At 57.5% G+C, this 19,038-nt stretch carries 21 protein-coding genes; 12 read left to right on the top strand and 9 right to left on the bottom strand.

What is annotated here, in order from left to right; genetic code table 11:
• Positions 1 to 22: 22 nt before the first annotated feature.
• On the bottom strand, positions 23 to 1,552 hold the full coding sequence (locus AC2FHX_RS15950; protein ID WP_496702718.1) for a DUF2125 domain-containing protein: 1,530 nt from the start codon (positions 1,550 to 1,552) through the stop codon (positions 23 to 25).
• Between the two features lie 139 nt (positions 1,553 to 1,691).
• On the opposite strand from AC2FHX_RS15950, the gene AC2FHX_RS15945 reads away from it, so the two are divergent.
• From AC2FHX_RS15945 to AC2FHX_RS15935, 3 genes are read left to right on the top strand one after another with little or no spacing between them, the layout of a single operon-like run.
• A complete protein-coding gene (locus AC2FHX_RS15945) occupies positions 1,692 to 2,435 on the top strand; it encodes an SDR family oxidoreductase (protein WP_496702716.1) in 744 nt (247 codons plus the stop codon).
• Positions 2,432 to 3,040: an enoyl-CoA hydratase/isomerase family protein gene (locus AC2FHX_RS15940; RefSeq protein ID WP_496692526.1), complete on the top strand. Its 609-nt coding sequence runs from the start codon at positions 2,432 to 2,434 to the stop codon at positions 3,038 to 3,040. The genes AC2FHX_RS15945 and AC2FHX_RS15940 overlap by 4 nt, the downstream gene beginning before the upstream one ends.
• The gene (locus tag AC2FHX_RS15935; RefSeq protein WP_496702714.1) at positions 3,037 to 3,774 is read left to right on the top strand and encodes a VOC family protein; all 738 of its coding nucleotides are present in this window, start codon (positions 3,037 to 3,039) and stop codon (positions 3,772 to 3,774) included. Before AC2FHX_RS15940 ends, AC2FHX_RS15935 begins: the two co-directional genes overlap by 4 nt.
• Here AC2FHX_RS15935 and AC2FHX_RS15930 read toward each other — a convergent pair whose 3' ends face one another.
• Positions 3,775 to 4,071 (bottom strand): HNH endonuclease, encoded by a 297-nt coding sequence (locus AC2FHX_RS15930; protein ID WP_496702712.1) that lies wholly within the window; start codon positions 4,069 to 4,071, stop codon positions 3,775 to 3,777.
• A 47-nt stretch (positions 4,072 to 4,118) separates the two neighbouring features.
• Between AC2FHX_RS15930 and AC2FHX_RS15925 the strand changes: the two genes are divergently transcribed.
• Positions 4,119 to 5,291: a TIGR03862 family flavoprotein gene (locus tag AC2FHX_RS15925; protein ID WP_496702710.1), complete on the top strand. Its 1,173-nt coding sequence runs from the start codon at positions 4,119 to 4,121 to the stop codon at positions 5,289 to 5,291.
• Here AC2FHX_RS15925 and holA read toward each other — a convergent pair.
• The 4 genes from holA to AC2FHX_RS15905 form a co-directional block, all read right to left on the bottom strand.
• Entirely contained in the window at positions 5,288 to 6,316 is a 1,029-nt protein-coding gene (gene holA, locus AC2FHX_RS15920; RefSeq protein ID WP_496702708.1) for a DNA polymerase III subunit delta, read from the bottom strand. The two genes, AC2FHX_RS15925 and holA, sit on opposite strands and share 4 nt — an antisense overlap.
• Entirely contained in the window at positions 6,313 to 6,816 is a 504-nt protein-coding gene (lptE, locus tag AC2FHX_RS15915) for an LPS assembly lipoprotein LptE (RefSeq protein WP_142637105.1), read from the bottom strand. Before lptE ends, holA begins: the two co-directional genes overlap by 4 nt.
• On the bottom strand, positions 6,803 to 9,340 hold the full coding sequence (gene leuS, locus AC2FHX_RS15910) for a leucine--tRNA ligase (protein ID WP_496702705.1): 2,538 nt from the start codon (positions 9,338 to 9,340) through the stop codon (positions 6,803 to 6,805). Before leuS ends, lptE begins: the two co-directional genes overlap by 14 nt.
• Positions 9,341 to 9,411: 71 nt before the next feature.
• Positions 9,412 to 9,900: a DUF3576 domain-containing protein gene (locus tag AC2FHX_RS15905; protein ID WP_142637277.1), complete on the bottom strand. Its 489-nt coding sequence runs from the start codon at positions 9,898 to 9,900 to the stop codon at positions 9,412 to 9,414.
• 283 nt (positions 9,901 to 10,183) lie between these two features.
• Between AC2FHX_RS15905 and AC2FHX_RS15900 the strand changes: the two genes are divergently transcribed.
• Both AC2FHX_RS15900 and AC2FHX_RS15895 read left to right on the top strand, forming a co-directional pair.
• Positions 10,184 to 11,221 (top strand): porin, encoded by a 1,038-nt coding sequence (locus tag AC2FHX_RS15900; protein ID WP_496692521.1) that lies wholly within the window; start codon positions 10,184 to 10,186, stop codon positions 11,219 to 11,221.
• A 102-nt stretch (positions 11,222 to 11,323) separates the two neighbouring features.
• Positions 11,324 to 11,983, top strand: coding sequence for a YggS family pyridoxal phosphate-dependent enzyme (locus AC2FHX_RS15895; protein WP_496702703.1), 660 nt, complete (start codon positions 11,324 to 11,326; stop codon positions 11,981 to 11,983).
• Here the strand turns inward: AC2FHX_RS15895 and AC2FHX_RS15890 are convergent.
• Entirely contained in the window at positions 11,967 to 12,467 is a 501-nt protein-coding gene (locus AC2FHX_RS15890; RefSeq protein WP_496702701.1) for a L,D-transpeptidase family protein, read from the bottom strand. The two genes, AC2FHX_RS15895 and AC2FHX_RS15890, sit on opposite strands and share 17 nt — an antisense overlap.
• Positions 12,464 to 13,558 (bottom strand): GTP cyclohydrolase II, encoded by a 1,095-nt coding sequence (gene ribA / locus AC2FHX_RS15885; protein WP_271949672.1) that lies wholly within the window; start codon positions 13,556 to 13,558, stop codon positions 12,464 to 12,466. The genes AC2FHX_RS15890 and ribA overlap by 4 nt, the downstream gene beginning before the upstream one ends.
• 163 nt (positions 13,559 to 13,721) lie before the next feature.
• Between ribA and AC2FHX_RS15880 the strand changes: the two genes are divergently transcribed.
• The 6 genes from AC2FHX_RS15880 (at position 13,722) to AC2FHX_RS15855 (ending at position 17,730) form a co-directional block, all read left to right on the top strand.
• Positions 13,722 to 14,408: a response regulator transcription factor gene (locus AC2FHX_RS15880; RefSeq protein ID WP_142637092.1), complete on the top strand. Its 687-nt coding sequence runs from the start codon at positions 13,722 to 13,724 to the stop codon at positions 14,406 to 14,408.
• Positions 14,409 to 14,636: 228 nt separating this feature from the next.
• Complete coding sequence (locus tag AC2FHX_RS15875) at positions 14,637 to 15,029, top strand: GFA family protein (RefSeq protein ID WP_496730921.1); 393 nt, start codon at positions 14,637 to 14,639, stop codon at positions 15,027 to 15,029.
• Between the two features lie 71 nt (positions 15,030 to 15,100).
• The gene (locus AC2FHX_RS15870; RefSeq protein WP_496702697.1) at positions 15,101 to 15,889 is read left to right on the top strand and encodes an exodeoxyribonuclease III; all 789 of its coding nucleotides are present in this window, start codon (positions 15,101 to 15,103) and stop codon (positions 15,887 to 15,889) included.
• Between the two features lie 75 nt (positions 15,890 to 15,964).
• Positions 15,965 to 16,879 (top strand): thioredoxin, encoded by a 915-nt coding sequence (gene trxA / locus AC2FHX_RS15865; protein WP_496702695.1) that lies wholly within the window; start codon positions 15,965 to 15,967, stop codon positions 16,877 to 16,879.
• A gap of 27 nt (positions 16,880 to 16,906) precedes the next feature.
• Positions 16,907 to 17,548, top strand: coding sequence for an LON peptidase substrate-binding domain-containing protein (locus AC2FHX_RS15860; RefSeq protein WP_142637086.1), 642 nt, complete (start codon positions 16,907 to 16,909; stop codon positions 17,546 to 17,548).
• Positions 17,545 to 17,730: a Trm112 family protein gene (locus AC2FHX_RS15855; RefSeq protein WP_142637084.1), complete on the top strand. Its 186-nt coding sequence runs from the start codon at positions 17,545 to 17,547 to the stop codon at positions 17,728 to 17,730. Before AC2FHX_RS15860 ends, AC2FHX_RS15855 begins: the two co-directional genes overlap by 4 nt.
• Here AC2FHX_RS15855 and AC2FHX_RS15850 read toward each other — a convergent pair.
• Positions 17,727 to 18,989: an FAD-dependent monooxygenase gene (locus tag AC2FHX_RS15850; RefSeq protein WP_496702693.1), complete on the bottom strand. Its 1,263-nt coding sequence runs from the start codon at positions 18,987 to 18,989 to the stop codon at positions 17,727 to 17,729. The genes AC2FHX_RS15855 and AC2FHX_RS15850 overlap by 4 nt on opposite strands.
• Positions 18,990 to 19,038 lie beyond the last annotated feature (49 nt).

The following is a 19,038-nucleotide window of genomic DNA, read 5'->3' as shown; positions in this document are numbered from 1 at the left end:
CGGGCCGCCTTCCCTGTTTCTTTTATTTGATGCGCTGTCCATTGGCCAGAATTTGACCATCTTCCTTGAACTCGATTGTCGAATTCAGCGTGTCGGGCTCTTCCCCTGGCACTGCCATGAGACCCATCATCATTCGCGCGCCCATTGCGTCTTGCTCGGCAATCAGACCCATACCGATCAGAGTGTCGATCAGGGCATTCGCACCAACCAGTTGCAGGTTCGCAACGCCAGCGGGGGTCGGCAGACCGCCCAGTTCCTCAGTGTTGGAATTGTCGAAGGTGAAGTCGCCATCGCCGGACAGTTCCGCACCGACCATAGAGACCAGCAACTCGTTGATCGTCAGAGAGTGCAATTCACCCGGCGCTTCGTCCGCAAACTCAAGCGCCTCTACGGCCTCTGGGTCAAAGAGGTTGGTCAGCACTTTGGCCGTACCGGAAAGGTCCAGCGCAATCGTGGCCGGATCGCGTGGCAGGGCGGCTGCGGGGTCAAAAATGCTCCACAGTACGTCTGACATGGTGAAGTCCGACAGGTTCATGGCCAGGCCAAAGGGCTGAATCTCTTCAGATTCATGGAGCGGGAATTCGAACTTGAAACCAGCACTTTCCATGGCAATTTCGATTGGAAAGGGCAGTTCCGCAGTGGTTACAGCAATCTTGGCGCTGTTTTGTTCGACGTCATATTCAAGTCGGTTGGCGTCGATGCTACCGGAAAGTCGTCCACCTTCGGATTCGCTGGCCAGCGTAAAGTCTTCGCCTTCGCTGCTGCCCGCCATCGAGGTCTGGCCCGATCCGTAGGTAAAGACGCCCGAGAACGCAAAGCCAGCTTCATAGATTGCCTGCGGGTCAGAGAGATCGAAATCTGAAGGGATAATGCTGGTGCCGTCGAAGGCCAGATCGCCAAGCGTGCCGTCGAATTTTCCAGCATCGTCGCTTTCGGGATCCTGAAATGCCAAGCTGTAGGTCATCTCTGATGCCGTAAAGCTTTGGTCGACATCGCGGTTTTCGCCGATCTTCATTTGCGAGCTGCCGCTCACATCCGCCATTTCAAGGTAGCCACCAACCACTTCGGGCGGCAACGTTTCACCGTCGACTTCGATGTTACCCAGTTTGATTCCAAGGCTGTCTGCAGAGTAATCGTAAGTCACATCATCCGGATCGCCAGAGACGGTCATAACAAGCCCGCTGTGGAGGTATTCGATATCGACTGTAAATGACTCGTCCTGACCATCGACATTGCCGGTGACGGTCATGGGGAAACTTTCCGGGACACCAATATTGACGCTCCCGTCGCCATTGTCGGTGAGGGTCATTTCAGGCATGGCCATGCTGAACGATCCCTCTTCTTCCGGGAGATCCATCGACATCGTCAGGTTTTCGATGGTGATACCATTGCCGGTATCTGTCTGGTCACCTGATACAGTATAGCCCATCTGCGCCAGATAGGACTGCCAGTCATCCCAGACTTCCTGTGGAGTAACGTCGGCAAGCGCCCCCTGCGAAATGACAGTGTAGGCCAGAACTGCGCCGCAGGTGCGGCGGAGAAAAACGGACATCATAGAACCCTTCTTGATCAAATTTGCGCGCATGGTGATGCCGGTGGCGGCGGGCGTCAAGGGGGAAGGGCTGGACCCATTCCCCGTTCGCAGGATAGAGGTTCATTAATTCTCAGGACAATGGAGGTACTGGAACCTTATGCAAGGGAAAACCGTACTGATCACTGGGGCCAGTCGCGGCATCGGGGCCGAGGCAGGGCGCGTATTTGCCGCAGCAGGGGCTAATGTCGTGCTAGTGGCGCGTAATCGGGATCAAATTCAGGAACTGGCGTCGTCGCTTGGTGAAAACGCTATTGCACTGGCCTGCGACGTCAGTGACTTCGCCCAGGTCGAGCTGGCCGTGGAAGAGTGTGTAAACAAGTTTGGCGGACTGGATGTTCTGATCGGCAATGCGGGTGTCATAGACCCGATCTTCCATTTATCCAGCGCTGATGTTGCCTCATGGGGCAAGGCGATCGACATCAACCTCAAGGGTGTATTTCACGGAATGCGTGCCGCGCTGCCGGTTATGCGCGCTGCGGGTGGGGGGACTGTCCTGACGGTCTCTTCCGGTGCGGCGTCGAACCCAGTCGAGGCCTGGAGCCATTATTGCGCCTCGAAGGCCGGTGCCAAGATGCTGACGGAATGTCTGCATCTTGAGGAATCCTCAAATGGGATCCGCGCCATGGGCCTGTCGCCCGGCACGGTTGCAACCGATATGCAGCGGGTCATCAAGGCCAGCGGGATCAACGCCGTCAGCCAGTTGGATTGGACCGATCATATCCCCGCCGATTGGCCGGCGCGGGCGCTGTTGTGGATGTGTTCGTCAGACGCGGATGAGTTTCTAGGCACCGAAATTTCGCTACGGCGCGAAGATATTCGGCAAAGGGTTGGATTGACGTGATTGAATTGAACAAAGCGGACGGGCTGTGGACAGTCACGCTCAACAACCCCGACAAGGCAAATGCGCTGACCGCTGCGATGCTGACCGAGCTGTGCGAGATTGCCGAGGCCGCGACCGACGCAAGTGCGCTGATCCTGACCGGGGCTGGCAAAGTGTTCAGCGCCGGCGCCGATCTGGAAGAGGCGCGCGCCGGCCTGGCGACCTCGGATCTGTGGGAGCGGTTGTCGGCTGCTATCGCCGCGTTACCCTGCCTGACGGTTGCCGCACTGAACGGAACGCTGGCTGGTGGGGCCAATGGCATGGTTCTGGCCTGCGATATCCGCATCGCCGTACCGGAAGCCAAGTTCTTTTATCCGGTGATGAAGCTGGGTTTTCTGCCACAACCCTCTGATCCCGCACGCATGGCGGCCCTGATCGGTCCGGCTCGGACAAAGATGATCTTGATGGCCGGGCAAAAGATCACTGCGGATGAGGCTTATGCCTTTGGGCTGGTCGATCGCGTAGTTGCACCTGAAGACCTGATGCAGACCTCCCTTGATCTGGTGGCTGACAGCGTCGCCGCCAATCCTGAAATTGCGACCGGTATCGCGCGGTTATGTTCATGAGGTTGTCTGCCCTGCGTCTGCGCGTGGCTGACACGGATCGTCTTGCCGAGTTTTACGGGGATGCAATGGGTATGACTGCACGCCGGCAGGGCGCAAGCCTGCGATTGGGATATGTCGGGCAGGATGCCGATCTGCTTTTGATGCCCGGCGGGGGCGGGTACACACATGATCGGGGCCAGAGATATTGGAAGATCGGCATCACCCTGCCGGATGTTGATCTGGCCGCCGCCTATCTGCGCGAAAAAGACATCGAGGTTTCAGAGCCGGACCAGTTTCTGGATATCGGCTATATGTGCCACCTGACTGATCCCGAGGGTTTCGTGATCGAACTGCTGCAACACGATTTCCGTGGCAATCGCCCGGACGGTATCGCCGATCCCAAGACCCCTTTCGCGGATGCGCGTATTGGACAAATCACCCTGCGCACCGGGAACATCGCGGCCGAGGATTCCTTTTGTCGTGCACAGGGGATGCAGCTGTTATCTGTGCAGGATGTGGCACAATATGGGTTCGATCTGCACTTTTATGCCTTCACCGACGAGGTTCCCCCTAATGCTGACCTGTGGTCTGTTGAGAACCGCGAATGGCTTTGGAAACGCCCCTATACCACGCTCGAGTTTCAGCACAGCGCAGGTGCTACGTTTGCTCGGGCCCCCGATTTTCGGGGGCTTGAGATGCAGGGCTTGGCCCAGCCCGGCCATGATGCTTTTGGCGACCCTGTCCTGCCGGGCTGATTACCGACGACGCCGTTTTCTCGGCACTTTGGATCGAAAATCAGGGGGCCGTTTGCGAATCCAGTTCAGAAATCTTTCTAGGCGAGGGTGGGCGCGCAATGCTTCGATCGTATTGAAATCCCGTGCCAGCTCCGCTTCGGTCAGGGTGGCGTGGATCTCTTTGTGGCAGATCACATGCAGAAAAACCGTGGGGCCGCCCTTGCCCCCTTTCAGTTTTGGGATCAGATGGTGCAGGCTGCCGTTCCCATCGGGGATCGGCCGGTCGCAGAGGGGGCAGATCGGGTCGCGGTCGGTCATATCAGCGTAACGTCGCGCCGCAGGGCGCAAAAGGCAAGAGGACAGCAATGGCACAAGCCGTCGTGATCGGAGGCGGGCCAGCGGGCCTGATGGCGGCGGGTGAACTTGCCGCCGCAGGTCATGATGTGCTGGTGGCCGAGGCCAAACCCTCGGTTGCCCGAAAACTCTTGATGGCAGGGAAGTCTGGCCTGAACCTAACCAAGAATGAACCGCTCGAAACACTTTTGTTGTCTTATGGACCCGGTGCTGAGTGGCTGCGCCCCATGCTGGCGGAATTTGATGCTGCCGCCGTTCAGGACTGGGCGCGTGATCTGGGACAAGAGGTATATACAGGCTCAACGGGGCGAGTGTTTCCAAAGGCTATGAAGGCCTCACCTCTGTTGCGGGCTTGGCTGGGGCGTCTTGATGCGGCTGGTGTGCAAATCAAAACCCGATGGCGGTGGACCGGATGGAACGGCGATGCTCTGGAATTCGATACTCCGAAAGGTCAACGGCAGATTGAGGCTGACACGACGATTCTGGCCATGGGCGGCGCAAGCTGGGCGCGATTGGGATCGGATGGAGCTTGGGCCCCACTGTTGCAAGGGGCGGGTGTCGACCTGTTGCCATTTGCCCCGGCGAACTCGGCCCTGTCAGTGGATTGGAGCGCACATATGCAGCCGCATTTCGGCGCTGCGATCAAATCCGTTAGGTGGACTGCCGGGGATGTGATCAGTCGCGGCGAGGCGACGATTTCATCCAAAGGCCTTGAAGGCGGAGGGCTCTATTCCCTGACGCCCGCTTTGCGAGAAGGAGCGCCGTTGAGTGTTGATCTGGTTCCCGATCTGGATGTAACTACCTTGCAGCAGAAAATTGCAGCCAAGAAATCCAAGACGACGCAGTCGCAATGGATGAAGAAATCTCTGCATCTGTCTCCGCAAAAGATCGCTCTGTATCACGAGATGAACAAGGGAAGCGGTCTGAGTGTCGAAACGTTGAAATCTCTGCCCCTCAGCCACGCGGGGTTGCGGCCAATGGATGAGGCAATCTCAACCGTTGGAGGTGTTCGGCAAGGCGCTTTGGACGAAGGGTTGATGCTGAAATCCAGGCCCGGAATGTTTTGTGCCGGCGAGATGCTGGATTGGGAAGCTCCGACTGGTGGGTATCTGCTAACTGCCTGTCTGGCGACAGGGCGATGGGCCGGGAGATCAGCTGCAAACTGGCTGGCGCGGACCGCTTAACGCGACTTTGCCAGCATCGCCAGACGGATCATGGCACGTTCGACCAAAGCCATGGCTGGGGCCGTTTGCCCAGCTGACCGCAATGACAGATCCGTATCAGTCAGAACGGTCAAAGCGGTCTGCAGTTTGGGTGCCCCCCATCCCTGTGCTTGCCGCAGAATACGATCACGCCGCTTTCCATAGACGGGTGGGCGCAACTTGCCGACGCCCTGTGCCGCACCACCGGGATCGGCGGCACAGGCGTAAAGCGTTCGAAAGTGTCGGGTTGCTCCGATACACAGGCTGACCGCATTTGTACCTTGCGATTGCAGCCGTCGTATCAGCGGGCTAATCTCTCCGGCTCTGCCTTCGGCGACCACGTTCAGGACATCGTCCAGAGCGGCCTCGGTCGAGCTGGGTGCACAGGCCTCGATATCTTCGAGAGCCAATTCAGTATCGTCTCCGCGCTTGTAGAGAGACAATTTTTCAATGGTTTGCGTAAAGTCCCCGGGGCTGATGGCCGTGGCAAGTTCGGTGATGGCCGACATTGCATCCGGTGGAATGTTATTGACTCCGGCCTGTGCCAGAACCCGTTCAACCTCGGCCCTAGAGGGCGGATCGTCATAGATCCCAACGGCATAGGCTGCGGGATGCAACTCGAATGCCTTACGGATCTTTGAGCTGGGTTTGAGCTGCCCGGCAGTCACGATGATCTGAGCGTCGCCCGTTGCCCAATCCTCGAATGCGGTAATGATGGCTGGGGCGGCGACATCAGTTGCATCTTCGACGAAAACTGCACGTGGGCCGGGGAAGAACCCGACAGCCTTGACCGCGTCCAGCAACAGTGCCGGTTCCCCGCGCAGATCACCACCTGGCATTCGGGTCAGGCGCATTTCCTCTTCGGCGCCTTCTCCCAGCAGGGCTGACAAGACCTGTTGCCGTTTCAAGGCCACACGCATCGCATCGGATCCGTAAATCAACAACCCTGCCTTGCCCGCGTCCGGTTTGGCGAAATACCCCTCAGCCTCGCGCGGGCTGAGCTTCATTGGGTCAGGCCCGGTGCTGCATAAAGGCGGTTCACGATTTGATCGGACAGGATGATCATCAGCCGCTCGGTCGCGTCACGTTCGTCCGCAAGCGTTGAGACGGTTGAGCCTGCAGCGGAATAGCCCACGAAATCATGGACATTTCCTGATACCAGAATCCGCCCGGTTTCAGCGGACCTGAGGGAAAATTCCGCGCGCCCTTCGATTGTATACCGGTTTGTCTCGTTGGTAGTCGTGATCGCTGCAGATTGCGTGGCCGTAGCAACCTTAACATCCAGATCATACAGCTTTTGTGCGCTCGCATCCCGGCCCAGCCGCTGTTCCAAATTCTGGACAAGCAAATAGCTTTCCACGGAATTTGGCTCAGTTACAGCAACTTTACCATGCAATGCTTCACCTGTTCCGCCCGGCGCGTAAACGGGTTGGAACCCGCATGCGGCCGCCAGCAAGCAAGCAGCCAGCGGCATCAACAAAAGGCTTCTGCGATTAAACAACGACATTCACGATCCGACCTGGAACAACGATCACTTTCTTCGGCGCGGCACCGTCCAGTGCCTTTTGCACAGCTTCGGTGCTGAGCGCGATTTTTTCAACCTCTGCCTTGTCCATATCTTTTGGAACGCTGATTTCCGCGCGGCGTTTGCCGTTGATCTGGATCGGCAGGGTTACAGTGTCATCGACCAGCATAGCTTCGTCCGCGACAGGCCAGGGGGCTGTTGCGATCAAACCTTCGCCGCCCTGATGCGCCCAGATATCTTCGGCCAGATGTGGTGTCATCGGCGACATCAACTGTGCCAGCGTCTTTATCGCCTGCTTTTGGGCCGCTGCACCCGCTTTGGATTTTGCCAACGTATTGGTAAACGCATAGAGCTTTGCAATGGCGGCATTAAAGCCGAAGCTTTCAACACCAAGCGTCACGTCATGGATGGCTTTGTGCATCTCGCGCAGCAGGTCTTGATCCCCGTCGCCTTTTGCCTCGGGGTCCATCGCGCCGATCTTGTCGCAGAGGTTCCAGACACGGTTCAGGTGCTTGAATGCAGCCTCTGCGCCTGATGCTGTCCAACCCACATCCCGCTCGGGCGGTGAATCGGATAACACGAACCAGCGCGCGGTATCCGCGCCGAAGGCCGAGATAATGCTGACCGGGTCGACCACGTTTTTCTTGGATTTCGACATCTTGGCCGAGGGGATGATTTCGACCTCCGTGCCATCGGCGAGTTTGCCGTCGGTCACATCCTCGGGCAGGTGATAGACCGGACGGCCATTGGCGTCGCGGGTTTGATAAATCTCGTGCGTGACCATGCCTTGGGTAAACAAGGCATCAAAGGGCTCGATGGCCTTTTTCGGCAAATGGCCAGTGATCTGCATCGCCCGCGCAAAGAAGCGGGAATAGAGCAAGTGCAGGATAGCGTGTTCGATGCCGCCGATATATTGATCGACATTCATCCAGTATTCAGCCTCGGCCAGATCGGTCGGGGTTTCCGCGTGCGGAGCCGTAAAGCGGGCGAAATACCACGACGAATCGACGAACGTATCCATCGTGTCGGTTTCTCGCTTGGATGGCGCACCGCAAGACGGGCAGGCGCAGTCGCGCCAGGTCGGGTGGCGGTCCAGAGGATTGCCCGGTTTGTCAAAAGTGACATCGTCGGGCAGGCGGATCGGCAAGTTTTCTTTCTTTTCGGGCACCACGCCGCAGGATTCGCAATGCACCACGGGAATCGGGCACCCCCAATAGCGCTGACGCGACAGACCCCAATCGCGCAGACGGTATTTGGTAACGCCTTCGCCCCAGCCCGCTTTTTCGGCGAAATCGACGGTGGTGTTGATTGCGTCATCACCCGTGGCGTCGGTCAGCCCGGCAAAATGGTTTACCCAGCGGACTTTTTCGGTTTTCGGCGGAACGAATGCGGTTTTGTCGACCGGCGTGTCATTATCAAGCGCAAAGAACGTGTCGACGACGGGCAAACCGTACTTACGGCAGAAATCCAGGTCGCGCTGGTCGTGGGCCGGGCAGGCAAAGATGGCGCCGGTGCCGTAATCCATCAGGATGAAATTGGCGATCCAGACCGGCAGCTCCCAATTCGGATCCAGCGGGTGTTTGACCTTGATACCAGTGTCATAGCCCAGCTTTTCGGCGGTCTCTATGGCCTCTTCCGTGGTGCCGCCCTTGCGGCATTCGGCAACGAACTCAGCAACTTCGGGGTTTTCGGCCTCAAGTTGCTTGGCAATCGGATGGTCCGGCGAGATGCCGACGAAAGACGCCCCCATCAGCGTATCGGGGCGCGTTGTATAGACGGTGATTGGCTCACCACTATCGACGCGTTCAAAGCCAAACTGCAATCCACGCGACTTGCCGATCCAGTTTTCCTGCATCAGGCGCACTTTTGCCGGCCAGTTCTCCAGCGTGTCCAGCGCATCCAGCAATTCCTCAGAGTAATCGCTGATCTTGAAGAACCATTGCGTCAGCTCGCGCCGTTCAACCAATGCGCCCGAGCGCCAGCCGCGCCCGCCTTCGACTTGTTCATTGGCCAGTACGGTCATATCGACCGGATCCCAGTTCACCACGGCGTTCTTGCGGTAAACCAGACCGGCCTTGAGCATATCCAGAAACAGCGCCTGCTGCTGGCCGTAATATTCCGGGTCGCAGGTGGCAAATTCGCGCGACCAGTCGATGGACAGGCCCAGAGGCTTCATCTGGCTGCGCATGTCGGCGATGTTGCCATAGGTCCAGTCTTTCGGGTGACCGCCAATAGCCATCGCAGCGTTTTCTGCAGGCATCCCGAACGCGTCCCATCCCATCGGGTGCAGCACGTTATGGCCGGTCGCAAGCTTGTGGCGCGCGATTACGTCGCCCATCGTATAGTTGCGCACATGTCCCATATGGATGCGGCCAGACGGGTAGGGGAACATTTCAAGCACATAGTATTTCGGCTTGTCCGCCTTGTGGTTGGCGGTGAAGATTCCGGCCTTGTCCCAGGCCTCTTGCCATTTTGCTTCGATTTCGGTGGCCGAATAGCGCGACATCGTGCGGTCCTTCGTAATGAAAACGCCGGGCATGAACCCGGCGTGGTAATATTGTGATTTGAAGCGGGTTGCTAGAGCTTGTTGTCCGCAATGCGCAGCTGACGGGCGCGGGACAGGATTGCATCTTCGATTGCGCGTGTGGTTGCCGCGCTGACCGGGGCACCCCCGCTGGTCTGCAGCGCAACCGACAAGGATCGTGCCGCCAGGGCGGGATCGCTGATGTGAACCGTGGCCCTGTATTGCCGTCCGCCACCCGGAGGCGTGCCGTAACCTGTTACGATTACACCGGTAAAGGGATCGACTTCCTGCACAGGCAGAAAGTTAAGGACATCCAGCGAGGCAGCCCACAGATAGCGGTTCACATTGGTAACCTGCTCGGCGTCTGCGGTGTTGAATACATCCCAGATCGTTGAGCGATTCGGATCGTTCAGCTCACGCTCGTCCGAGCGACCGCCATCCACATTGAGTGGCGTTGCACTGGGTTCTGCGTTGCGATTCTGTCCGCAAGCCGACACCGCGGCTGTCACTATGATCAAACCGAAAATTGTCTGCAGGCGCATGTTGGACAGGTTCCGTTTCGTTGGTTTTAGGTTATTCACGTTACTCCTAGACAAGGTCTGGTTCGTCAACAAGCTTAATCTTGTCACATCCAGAGCAGGCTTCGGGGTTGATTCAGTGGGCAAATCAGACTGTGGCATCCTTGCACCAATTCTAGGCCAATGCGCGTCAGTTTTTATGCCAAGCTTGCGTGACAGGGGCAAAAAGGGCGAAACGGTTCCCGTGCTGAGACATGTGCCTAAGCACGTGTCGAGTTAAAAAACTTTTGAAACCGAGGGAAACAAGATGAAAAAAGTTCTCTTCGCATCGACCGCACTGATTGCAACCGCAAGTGTTGCAGCGGCCGAAGTTAAGTTCAGCGGCTACGGCCGTTTTGGTATTGGTTATCAGGAGGACCGCACAGCGGCCACCACCACCACCACTACCACCACCACTACTGCAAGTAGTGCAACTGTTCAGAACGTTAACGTGTTCGCGAACGACACTGACGACGCAATCCTGGTCTCGCGCTTCCGCTTGAACATCGACGGCACAGCCGAAACCGATGGCGGCGTTGAGTTCTCGGCTCGTGTACGTCTGCAGGCTGACGAAGACTCGTCCACCGGCGAAGCCAACTCGGCTGGCCTGAACGGCGCGCGCTTCTCGGTCATCTACGGTGGTCTGCGTGTTGACGCCGGCAACGTTGCTGGTTCTTTCGACAACTTGGCAAACTACTACGGTAACGAGCCTGGCCTGGAAAACTTCATCGGTCAGTATTCTGCCGTTGACTATAGCTTCCTGGGTTACTCGTCGACCGGTTCGGGTTCGAACGCTGTGTTCTTCCAGTACGCAGTTGGTGACTTCGCCTTTGGTGCGTCGTACGACCAAGCAACTATCTTTAACGGTGGTGGCAGCACAACCGACGCGGATCGTTGGGACGTAAGCGCGACTTACACCTTCAACAACATCACTGCAGCGCTGGCCTATGGTCAAACTGACGCGGGCACTGGTGGCGACGATCCAAGCCTGCTGGTCTTCACCCTGGGTGCAGAATTCGGCGACTTCTCGGGTACGCTGTTTGTTGCTGACGATAAAACCGAAGTTGACGCCACCGACGGCACTGCTTGGGGTGTATCGGGTGCCTACAATGTTGGCGCCGCGACCACTCTGACCTTCGCCTACGGTGACGGTAACGCTGATGCGGACACGCAGCAGTACGGCATCGGCGCCATCTACGACCTGGGTGGCGGTGTATCGCTGCGCGGTGGTGTAGGTGTCAGCGACTGTGACGTCTGTGACGACTCGACCACACGTGCCGACTTTGGTGCACAGTTCAACTTCTAAGTTGATCTGAGCCGCAAGGTTTAAGGGCAGGTCTTCGGACCTGCCCTTTTCTTTTTGTCCGACATAGTGTTTTTCTTCGCCCATAACTGATCGAGGACCCAAATGTCGCTGCAAGAAATTTCTGCCCGGATAACCAAAGCCGAAACTGCCTCGGGGCGGGGCGTCGGGGCCGTGAAGCTGATCGCCGTGTCAAAGGTTCAGCCGAATGAGCGTGTAGCGGAAGTGCTTGCTTTAGGGCATCGCTGTTTCGGTGAAAACAGGGTTCAAGAAGCCGTCGGAAAATGGCCGGAATTCAAGCTGCAATATCCGGATGTCGATTTGCATCTGATTGGCCCCCTACAAACGAACAAAGCCCGTCAGGCGCTCGAGCTGTTCAGCACGATCCATTCTGTTGACCGCCCCAAACTGGCCAATACTCTGGCCCGGCTCGCGCAAGAGGTCGGCACTTGCCCGGATCTGTTCATTCAGGTCAATACCGGTGAAGAAGAACAAAAGGCAGGAATCCTACCCGCCGAGGCGGATGCATTTATTGCCGATTGCCGCGGGCTCGACCTTCCGATTCAGGGCCTGATGTGCATTCCACCTGTCGAGGAAGAGCCATCTCTGCATTTCGCCTTGCTTGCCAAGATAGCTGAACGCAATGGTCTGAAAGGGCTATCCATGGGGATGAGCAGCGATTTCGAGCAGGCCATTGCACTTGGAGCGACCCATGTGCGCGTCGGCTCGGCCATTTTCGGTGAACGAGTTAAGCCTGAGGGATAATCAGCCGCGTGCCCGGCTCGATTCGACGTGCGATCCACCGCAGATGGTCGCGCCGAAAGGCAACGCAGCCTTCTGTAGGAAAACCGGGCCGTCGCCATTGATGCAGGAATATTGCTGAACCGCGCCCGGCCACCGCATTGGGCCAGTTCCAGTCAGTGATCAGAACCAGATCGTAAAGCGGGTCCGCGCGGCGGAGTTTTTCGTGGCTGAAAGGATAAGGTGCGCTGACCATATGATTGTACTGCGTGTCTTGCACATCATCTGACCAGAGGTCCTGAGGACCGATTGGGATGGCCCAAGGCGACGGTCTTGCGAGCCGGTCGGGCCGGTACAGCATACCAACGATGTAGAGGCAGCCGGTCGGCGTGGCGCCGTCCCCCTCACGCTTGCTGTTGCTTAACCCACCTTTCCCGATCGAACAGGGAAAATACCCGCCGCGAAAACGAACGCCGCGGCGGGTTAGAACCAGATCTGCGGGTGTCACAGCAAATGTCCCGACTTGGCTGCTTTGGTGGCCAGATAGTCGCGGTTATGGGCAGTTTCGCCGACTTTCAGCGGGACGCGCTCGGTGACGGCGATGCCGGTCTTCTCCATCATCGCGATCTTGGCGGGGTTGTTGGTCAACAGCCTTACGGAACTGAAGCCGAGCAATTTCAGGATGTCCGAGCCCAGACGGAAATCGCGCTCGTCATCCTCGAACCCGAGACGGTGATTGGCCTCGACTGTATCGAACCCTTGATCCTGCAGGAAATAGGCGCGCATCTTGTTGGCCAAGCCAATCCCGCGGCCTTCCTGATTCAGATACAGAAGTACTCCTGCCCCTTCAGACCCCATCTGGGCCAGGGCCCCACGCAGTTGTGGCCCGCAATCACATTTCAAGCTGCCCATCAGATCACCGGTGAAGCAGGCCGAATGCAGCCGAGCCAATACCGGTTTGCTGCGGTCGGGGCGGCCGATCTCTATTGCGTAATGTTCCTCGCCGCCATCTTCAGGGCGAAAAACGTGCAGGCGCCCGGCTTCGGATACCTCCATCGGCAGTCGGGCGGCCACGACCTCATTCAAAAGGCTCCGATCCGACAGATGTGGCGCGGCGCGGGTATGGTCAATACATGTCAGGCCATGTGCAGTAGCGAAGGTTCGACCATCTTGAACAGGAACAACGATTGCCGCCGGCAGAAGGTGGGCTGACTTGGTCAAAGCAATGGCAATGCGATGCAGATTGGCGTTGCCCTGACGCTCTGTCATCAGTGGGCCTTTCATAGGCGCGTTCAGATCGTCCGAGGGATCGGCCACCGCCTGCACCCAGGCAACATCGGCATCTGCCGGAACGATCACACGCGCCAGGTCACCGTCATAGGCCCGTGCCTTTAATGTCTCGGCCCGTCGGACAGTCACTGCGACTACAGGATCGCCACCCAGACCTTGCAAGTCGGCAAGCCGCTGTGCGCTCAGCGTTTCCGACGCAATGGCCAGTACGCTAAAGCCGGTGTCATCCGTCAGGGCGACCGGCAAGCCCATGCGCAGGTCAGCCCGTGCCCGAGCAAGCAGTTCCGAGATATCCGGGATAAGACTCATCTGTTGTTACCCTGTAACGATCAGCCCTTCATGTAGCCTGATCAAAAGGAAATGTGAAACAATTCCTCATCCTGAGACACGAGGGCGTGAAACGGTTGCAGCAAACCTTGTTGATTGCATCTTTCGCGCGCAAGTGGTGGAAAAGGGCTTAGGAGGACCGGATATGGCACAGCTAAAGAAAATCCTGCTAGTGGATGATGATGAGGATCTGCGCGAAGCGTTGAGCGAACAGCTCGTGATGACCGAGGATTTTGATGTATTCGAAGCGTCGGACGGGGCATCAGCCATGGAGCGGGCTCGCGAGGCGATTTACGATCTGGTCATTCTGGATGTTGGCTTGCCCGACACGGATGGGCGCGAGCTGTGCCGCCTGATGCGCAAGCAAGGTGTGAAAAGCCCGATCCTGATGCTGACCGGTCATGACAGTGACGCGGACACCATCCTGGGTTTGGATGCCGGTGCCAATGACTATGTTCCCAAGCCGTTCAAGTTTCCGGTCCTTCTGGCACGTATCCGTGCGCAGCTGCGCCAGCATGAACAATCAGAAGACGCGGTATTTGTACTCGGGCCTTATACGTTCAAGCCGGCGATGAAGATGCTGATCACCGACGAAGACCGCAAGATTCGACTGACCGAGAAGGAAACCAATATCCTCAAGTTCCTGTACCGGTCCGCCGACGGTGTCGTCGCCCGTGACATTCTGCTGCATGAGGTCTGGGGCTATAATGCCGGTGTCACCACACATACGCTGGAAACTCATATCTATCGCCTGCGTCAGAAGATCGAGCCCGATCCATCCAACGCGCGCCTTTTGGTCACAGAATCGGGTGGATATCGCTTGGTATCGTAACTTGATGTGGATTGACTTGGATCAAAGTGATACCCTGTAGACATCTTTAAGTTACTCCCAACCCGTACATGTCCGGGTAATGACATGTACCTCCCTGTTGGACTGCCGGGCCTTATGGCCCGGCCTTTTTTGTTTGTGCTGCAAAATGTTTTGCGGCTCCTAGCGGATTGCGACAAACTATATGTTCATGTAATGTTCTATTTCTGGAATGCAAAATTGGAGGCGAAAGTGATTCATGGAAGTTGCCTGTGTGGCGCCATAAAATTCCAACTTACCAGTGAACCTTCGGTTATGGGAACATGCCATTGTTCGCGTTGTCGGAAGGCAGGTGCAAGCACTGTTGTCTTCGTCAAGAAAGATGATGTTGTTTGGCTGGACGGTAAGGACCGAGTTGTCACTTACCAGCCTGAACCGCCCTATAAATATGGCAGGTGTTTCTGCGATACCTGTGGGACGTCGCTTGGTGAAATTCTGGCTGATGCGGACAGTTTTCCGATTGCGGCTAATGCGCTGGACACTCCGTTTGATCTGAAAGTCCAGTTTCACGAATCCGTATCTGAGATACCGCATTGGTACGAGATTTGCGATGATGCGCCCCAATCCTCAGGGCATCCGTCCTGATAATTTCTTTTACGATGGTACCTGTGAAAGCACCGCGTTAGGGTGCGCCAACCGCGACAGAGGAATTCCCTATGCCTTTTACTCTTGCCACATGGAACATCAACTCGGTCCGCCTGCGCGAGCCTATCGTGCTGAAATTGTTGCGCGAAGAGGCGCCGGATGTTCTGTGCCTGCAGGAATGCAAGTCTCCGGTGGACAAGATCCCCACCGAAGGGTTTGCCGAACTGGGTTACACTCACATGGTTGCGCGCGGGCAAAAGGGCTACAACGGCGTTGCGATCCTGTCTCGCCTGCCGATGGTCGAGGCGGGAGACATGGATTTCGCAGATCTCGGCCATGCGCGCCATATCGCGGGGCGGCTGGAAAACGGCGTGACGATTCACAATTTCTATGTCCCTGCGGGCGGTGATGTGCCGGATCGTGAGGTGAATGAGAAATTTGGCCAGAAGCTGGATTACCTGACCGATATGCGTGACTGGTTCCACGCGGAAAAGCCGGAAAAATCCATTCTGGTTGGTGATCTGAACATCGCTCCGCGTGAGGATGATGTCTGGTCGCACAAACAGTTGCTCAAGGTCGTTTCGCATACACCGGTCGAGGTCGAGGCTTTGGCCGAAACACAGGACTCAGGCAGTTGGGTCGATGTCACCCGGCAGGACATCCCCGAAGGGCAGCTTTATAGCTGGTGGTCCTATCGCGCGCGGGATTGGGACGTGGCCGACAAGGGGCGGCGGCTGGATCACGTCTGGGCGACCCCGGATATCTCGAATGCAGGCCATTCCAGCCGCGTTCTGCGCAACGCGCGCGGGTGGGAAAAGCCCAGTGATCACGCCCCGGTCTTTGCGACCTTTGACGTCTGACGTAAAACTCTGCCCTTGGTTTCCGGGTCAAGCGACTGCATATAGAGCGCAAGTTTAATCGAAAGAGTGACAGCCATGGACCTTCTGAACGGCGCAGACACCCCCGCCACCGATCTGATCAAGGACGGGACCGAAGCCACTTTTATGGCGGATGTGGTCGAAGCCTCGCAGGACGTGCCGGTCATCGTTGATTTCTGGGCGCCGTGGTGCGGCCCATGCAAAACGTTGGGCCCGCTGTTGGAAGAGGCTGTGACCGCCGCCAAGGGTGCGGTCAAGATGGTCAAAGTCAATGTGGACGAAGCACAGATGATCGCCTCACAGATGCGGGTTCAGTCCATTCCGACCGTTTATGCCTTTCACAAGGGTCAGCCGGTTGACGGGTTTCAGGGCGCGGTGCCCGGGTCCGAGATCAAGGCCTTTGTCGACCGTGTGATCGAGGCGACAGGCGGCGAAAGCCCTGGTGGTCAACTGGACGATGCCGTTGAGGCGGCCGAGGAAATGTTGACCGAAGGTGCTGCGGGGGATGCGGCACAGACCTTTGCCGCCATTCTGGGCGAAGATCCGAACCACGCCGCTGCCTATGGCGGGCTGGTACGCGCGCATATCGCCACGGGTGATCTGGAGCAGGCCGAGGCAATTTTGAACGGGGCCCCGGCGGAGATTTCCACATCGCCAGAGCTTGAAGCGGCAAACGCACAGTTGGAACTGGCCAAGCAAGCGGCAGATGCCGGCCCGGTGGCCGAATTGACCGCAGCGGTTGAGGCCGATCCTGACAATCATCAGGCACGGTTCGATCTGGCGCAGGCCCTGCATGCCAATGGCGAGGTTGAAGAGGCGGTGGCGCAGCTGCTGGAAATGTTCCGCCGTGACCGTGAATGGAACGAAGGCGCGGCCAAGTCTCAGCTGTTCACGATATTTGATGCGCTCAAACCTAATGATCCGATTGTTCTGAACGGGCGGCGCAAGCTCAGCTCGATGATATTTGCCTAATTCTGGATCAGAGCTACACTCGGGTACATGATGCATCCCGCTGATCTGCCGGAAACGGTATCCGTTTTCCCTTTGCCCGGGGCGCTGTTGCTGCCCCGATCGCGCTTGCCGCTGCATATATTTGAGCCGCGCTATCTGCAGATGCTGGACGACGCTTTGAAAACCCAGGAACGGTTGATCGGGTTGGTTCAACCGAATCCCTGTCAAAGCAACGAAAACAAGCTGCACCAAATTGGCTGCGCAGGGCGGGTGACGCAGTTTTCCGAAACTGAAGACGGCCGCTATCTGATCACTCTGACTGGCATCTCCCGGTTCCGTATTCAGGCCGAGTTGGATGCATTTACCCCATACCGCCGTTGTAACGTGACCTGGCGCGGGTTTGACCGTGATCTTGGCAAGGTCGAGCACGACGAGGGCTTTGATCGCGTGGGGCTTTTGAAGCTGTTGGAAAAGTTCTTTTCGTCGCGAAAGTTGTCGGCTGATTGGGATATGTTGAAAGACGCGAATGATGAACTGCTTGTGAATTCGCTGTCGATGTTGCTGGATTTTGATCCGGAAGAAAAACAAGCCTTGCTAGAGGCTCCCTGTTTGCGCACCCGGCGCGAGACTTTGGTGACACTGATTGAATTCGCCATGCGCGGCGGAGCGAATGAGGAAACACTACAATGACCACCGTTGAACACGCTTTTGACCGCCACATGCTTGAGGCGCTAATTTGTCCGAAGACGCATACAACGCTGCATTATGACGCTGAAAAGCAGGAACTGGTGTCAAAAGCGGCGGGTTTGGCCTTTCCGATCCGCAATGGCATTCCCGTCATGTTGGTGGATGAGGCGCGCGAGCTGGACTAGATCGCCCGACCCTGCAGTAGTTTTGGCAGGTCCCCAGTCAGGCCGGCGGCCTCGCGCACGAAACCGCGACGCAGGCCGGGTAGTGACCCGACGACGCCCATCCCGATATCCCGTCCGATCCGTAGTAGAGGATTGTCGTTGGAAAACAGTTTGTTGAACACATCCGTCGCCATCGCCAAAGACGCGGTATCAAACCGTCGCCATTCCTGAAAACGCTCCAAAACCAGTGGCGAACCAATATCTTCCCCGCGCCGTCCGGCCAGGGTCAGTACCTCGGCCAGGGCGCCCACGTCGCGCAGGCCCGCATTCAGGCCCTGGCCTGCAATCGGGTGCATTCCATGGGCTGCGTCTCCGACCAGTGCCATCCGTTCTCCGATGAAAGAGTTGGCGATGGTCAGGTTCAGCGGATAGGTAAACCGATCTCCGGCCAGACGGATTTCGCCCAGGAAATCGCCGAATCTGGGGCGCAGGACCTGCAGATAGTCCTCCTCGGGCAGGGCGTTGATGCGCTTGGCCATTTCTGTTCGCTCGCTCCAGACGATAGAGCTGCGATTGCCGGTCAGAGGCAGAATGGCCAAAGGGCCGGGTGGCATGAAGAACTGATGCGCGATGCCGTGATGCGGCAAGTCATGTTCGATGGCGCAGACCAGCGCGGTCTGCCCGTAATCCCATCCTGTGCGTTTGATCCCGGCACGTTCCGCTGTGCCGCTGCGACGCCCATCGCATCCGATCAGCAGCGCACCCTTGACGACCGCGCCATCATCCAATGTCAGGCTGACGCCTGTTCCCGAGGTCTGCTGTGACACTACCGTCTTGCCGCTGATCTGGGTAATGGCCTTTTCCGCGGCCATCGCGTCCAGAAAGGCACGGCGCAGGTGGCGGTCTTCGACCATAAAGCCCATCGGACCTTCTTCGATCTCGGCATGGTCGAAATGCATGAAAAACGGCGACGGGCCAGCGCCTGCATGGCCATCGGTGACCTTGATTTCGAGCATTGGCTGGGCGTGTTTGGCAACCCGTGTCCAAACCCCAATCGCCTCTAGCAGGCGCTGCGAGGCCAGGGCCAACGCATAGGCTCTGCCGTCAAAAGCCGCATTTTTGCGAACCTTTTCGGCCAGCGCGTCAATGACGGTAACTCTGTGCCCTGTTTGTGCCAGTGCCAAAGCCAAAGCGGGGCCATTCAGGCCGCCGCCGACGATCAGGATATCCGAGCTCTGTTCCATGCTGCGCACTATGCGCGCCCATTCGGGATTGTCCATGTGCGGTCCTGTCGCTACCGTCGCTGGGAATGCAGAAATCGAAGGGGGC

The organism is Ruegeria sp. CDSC042 (assembly GCF_059610745.1).
Note: the sequence above shows the minus strand (reverse complement) of the source record. Positions and strands in the feature narration are given on the sequence as shown.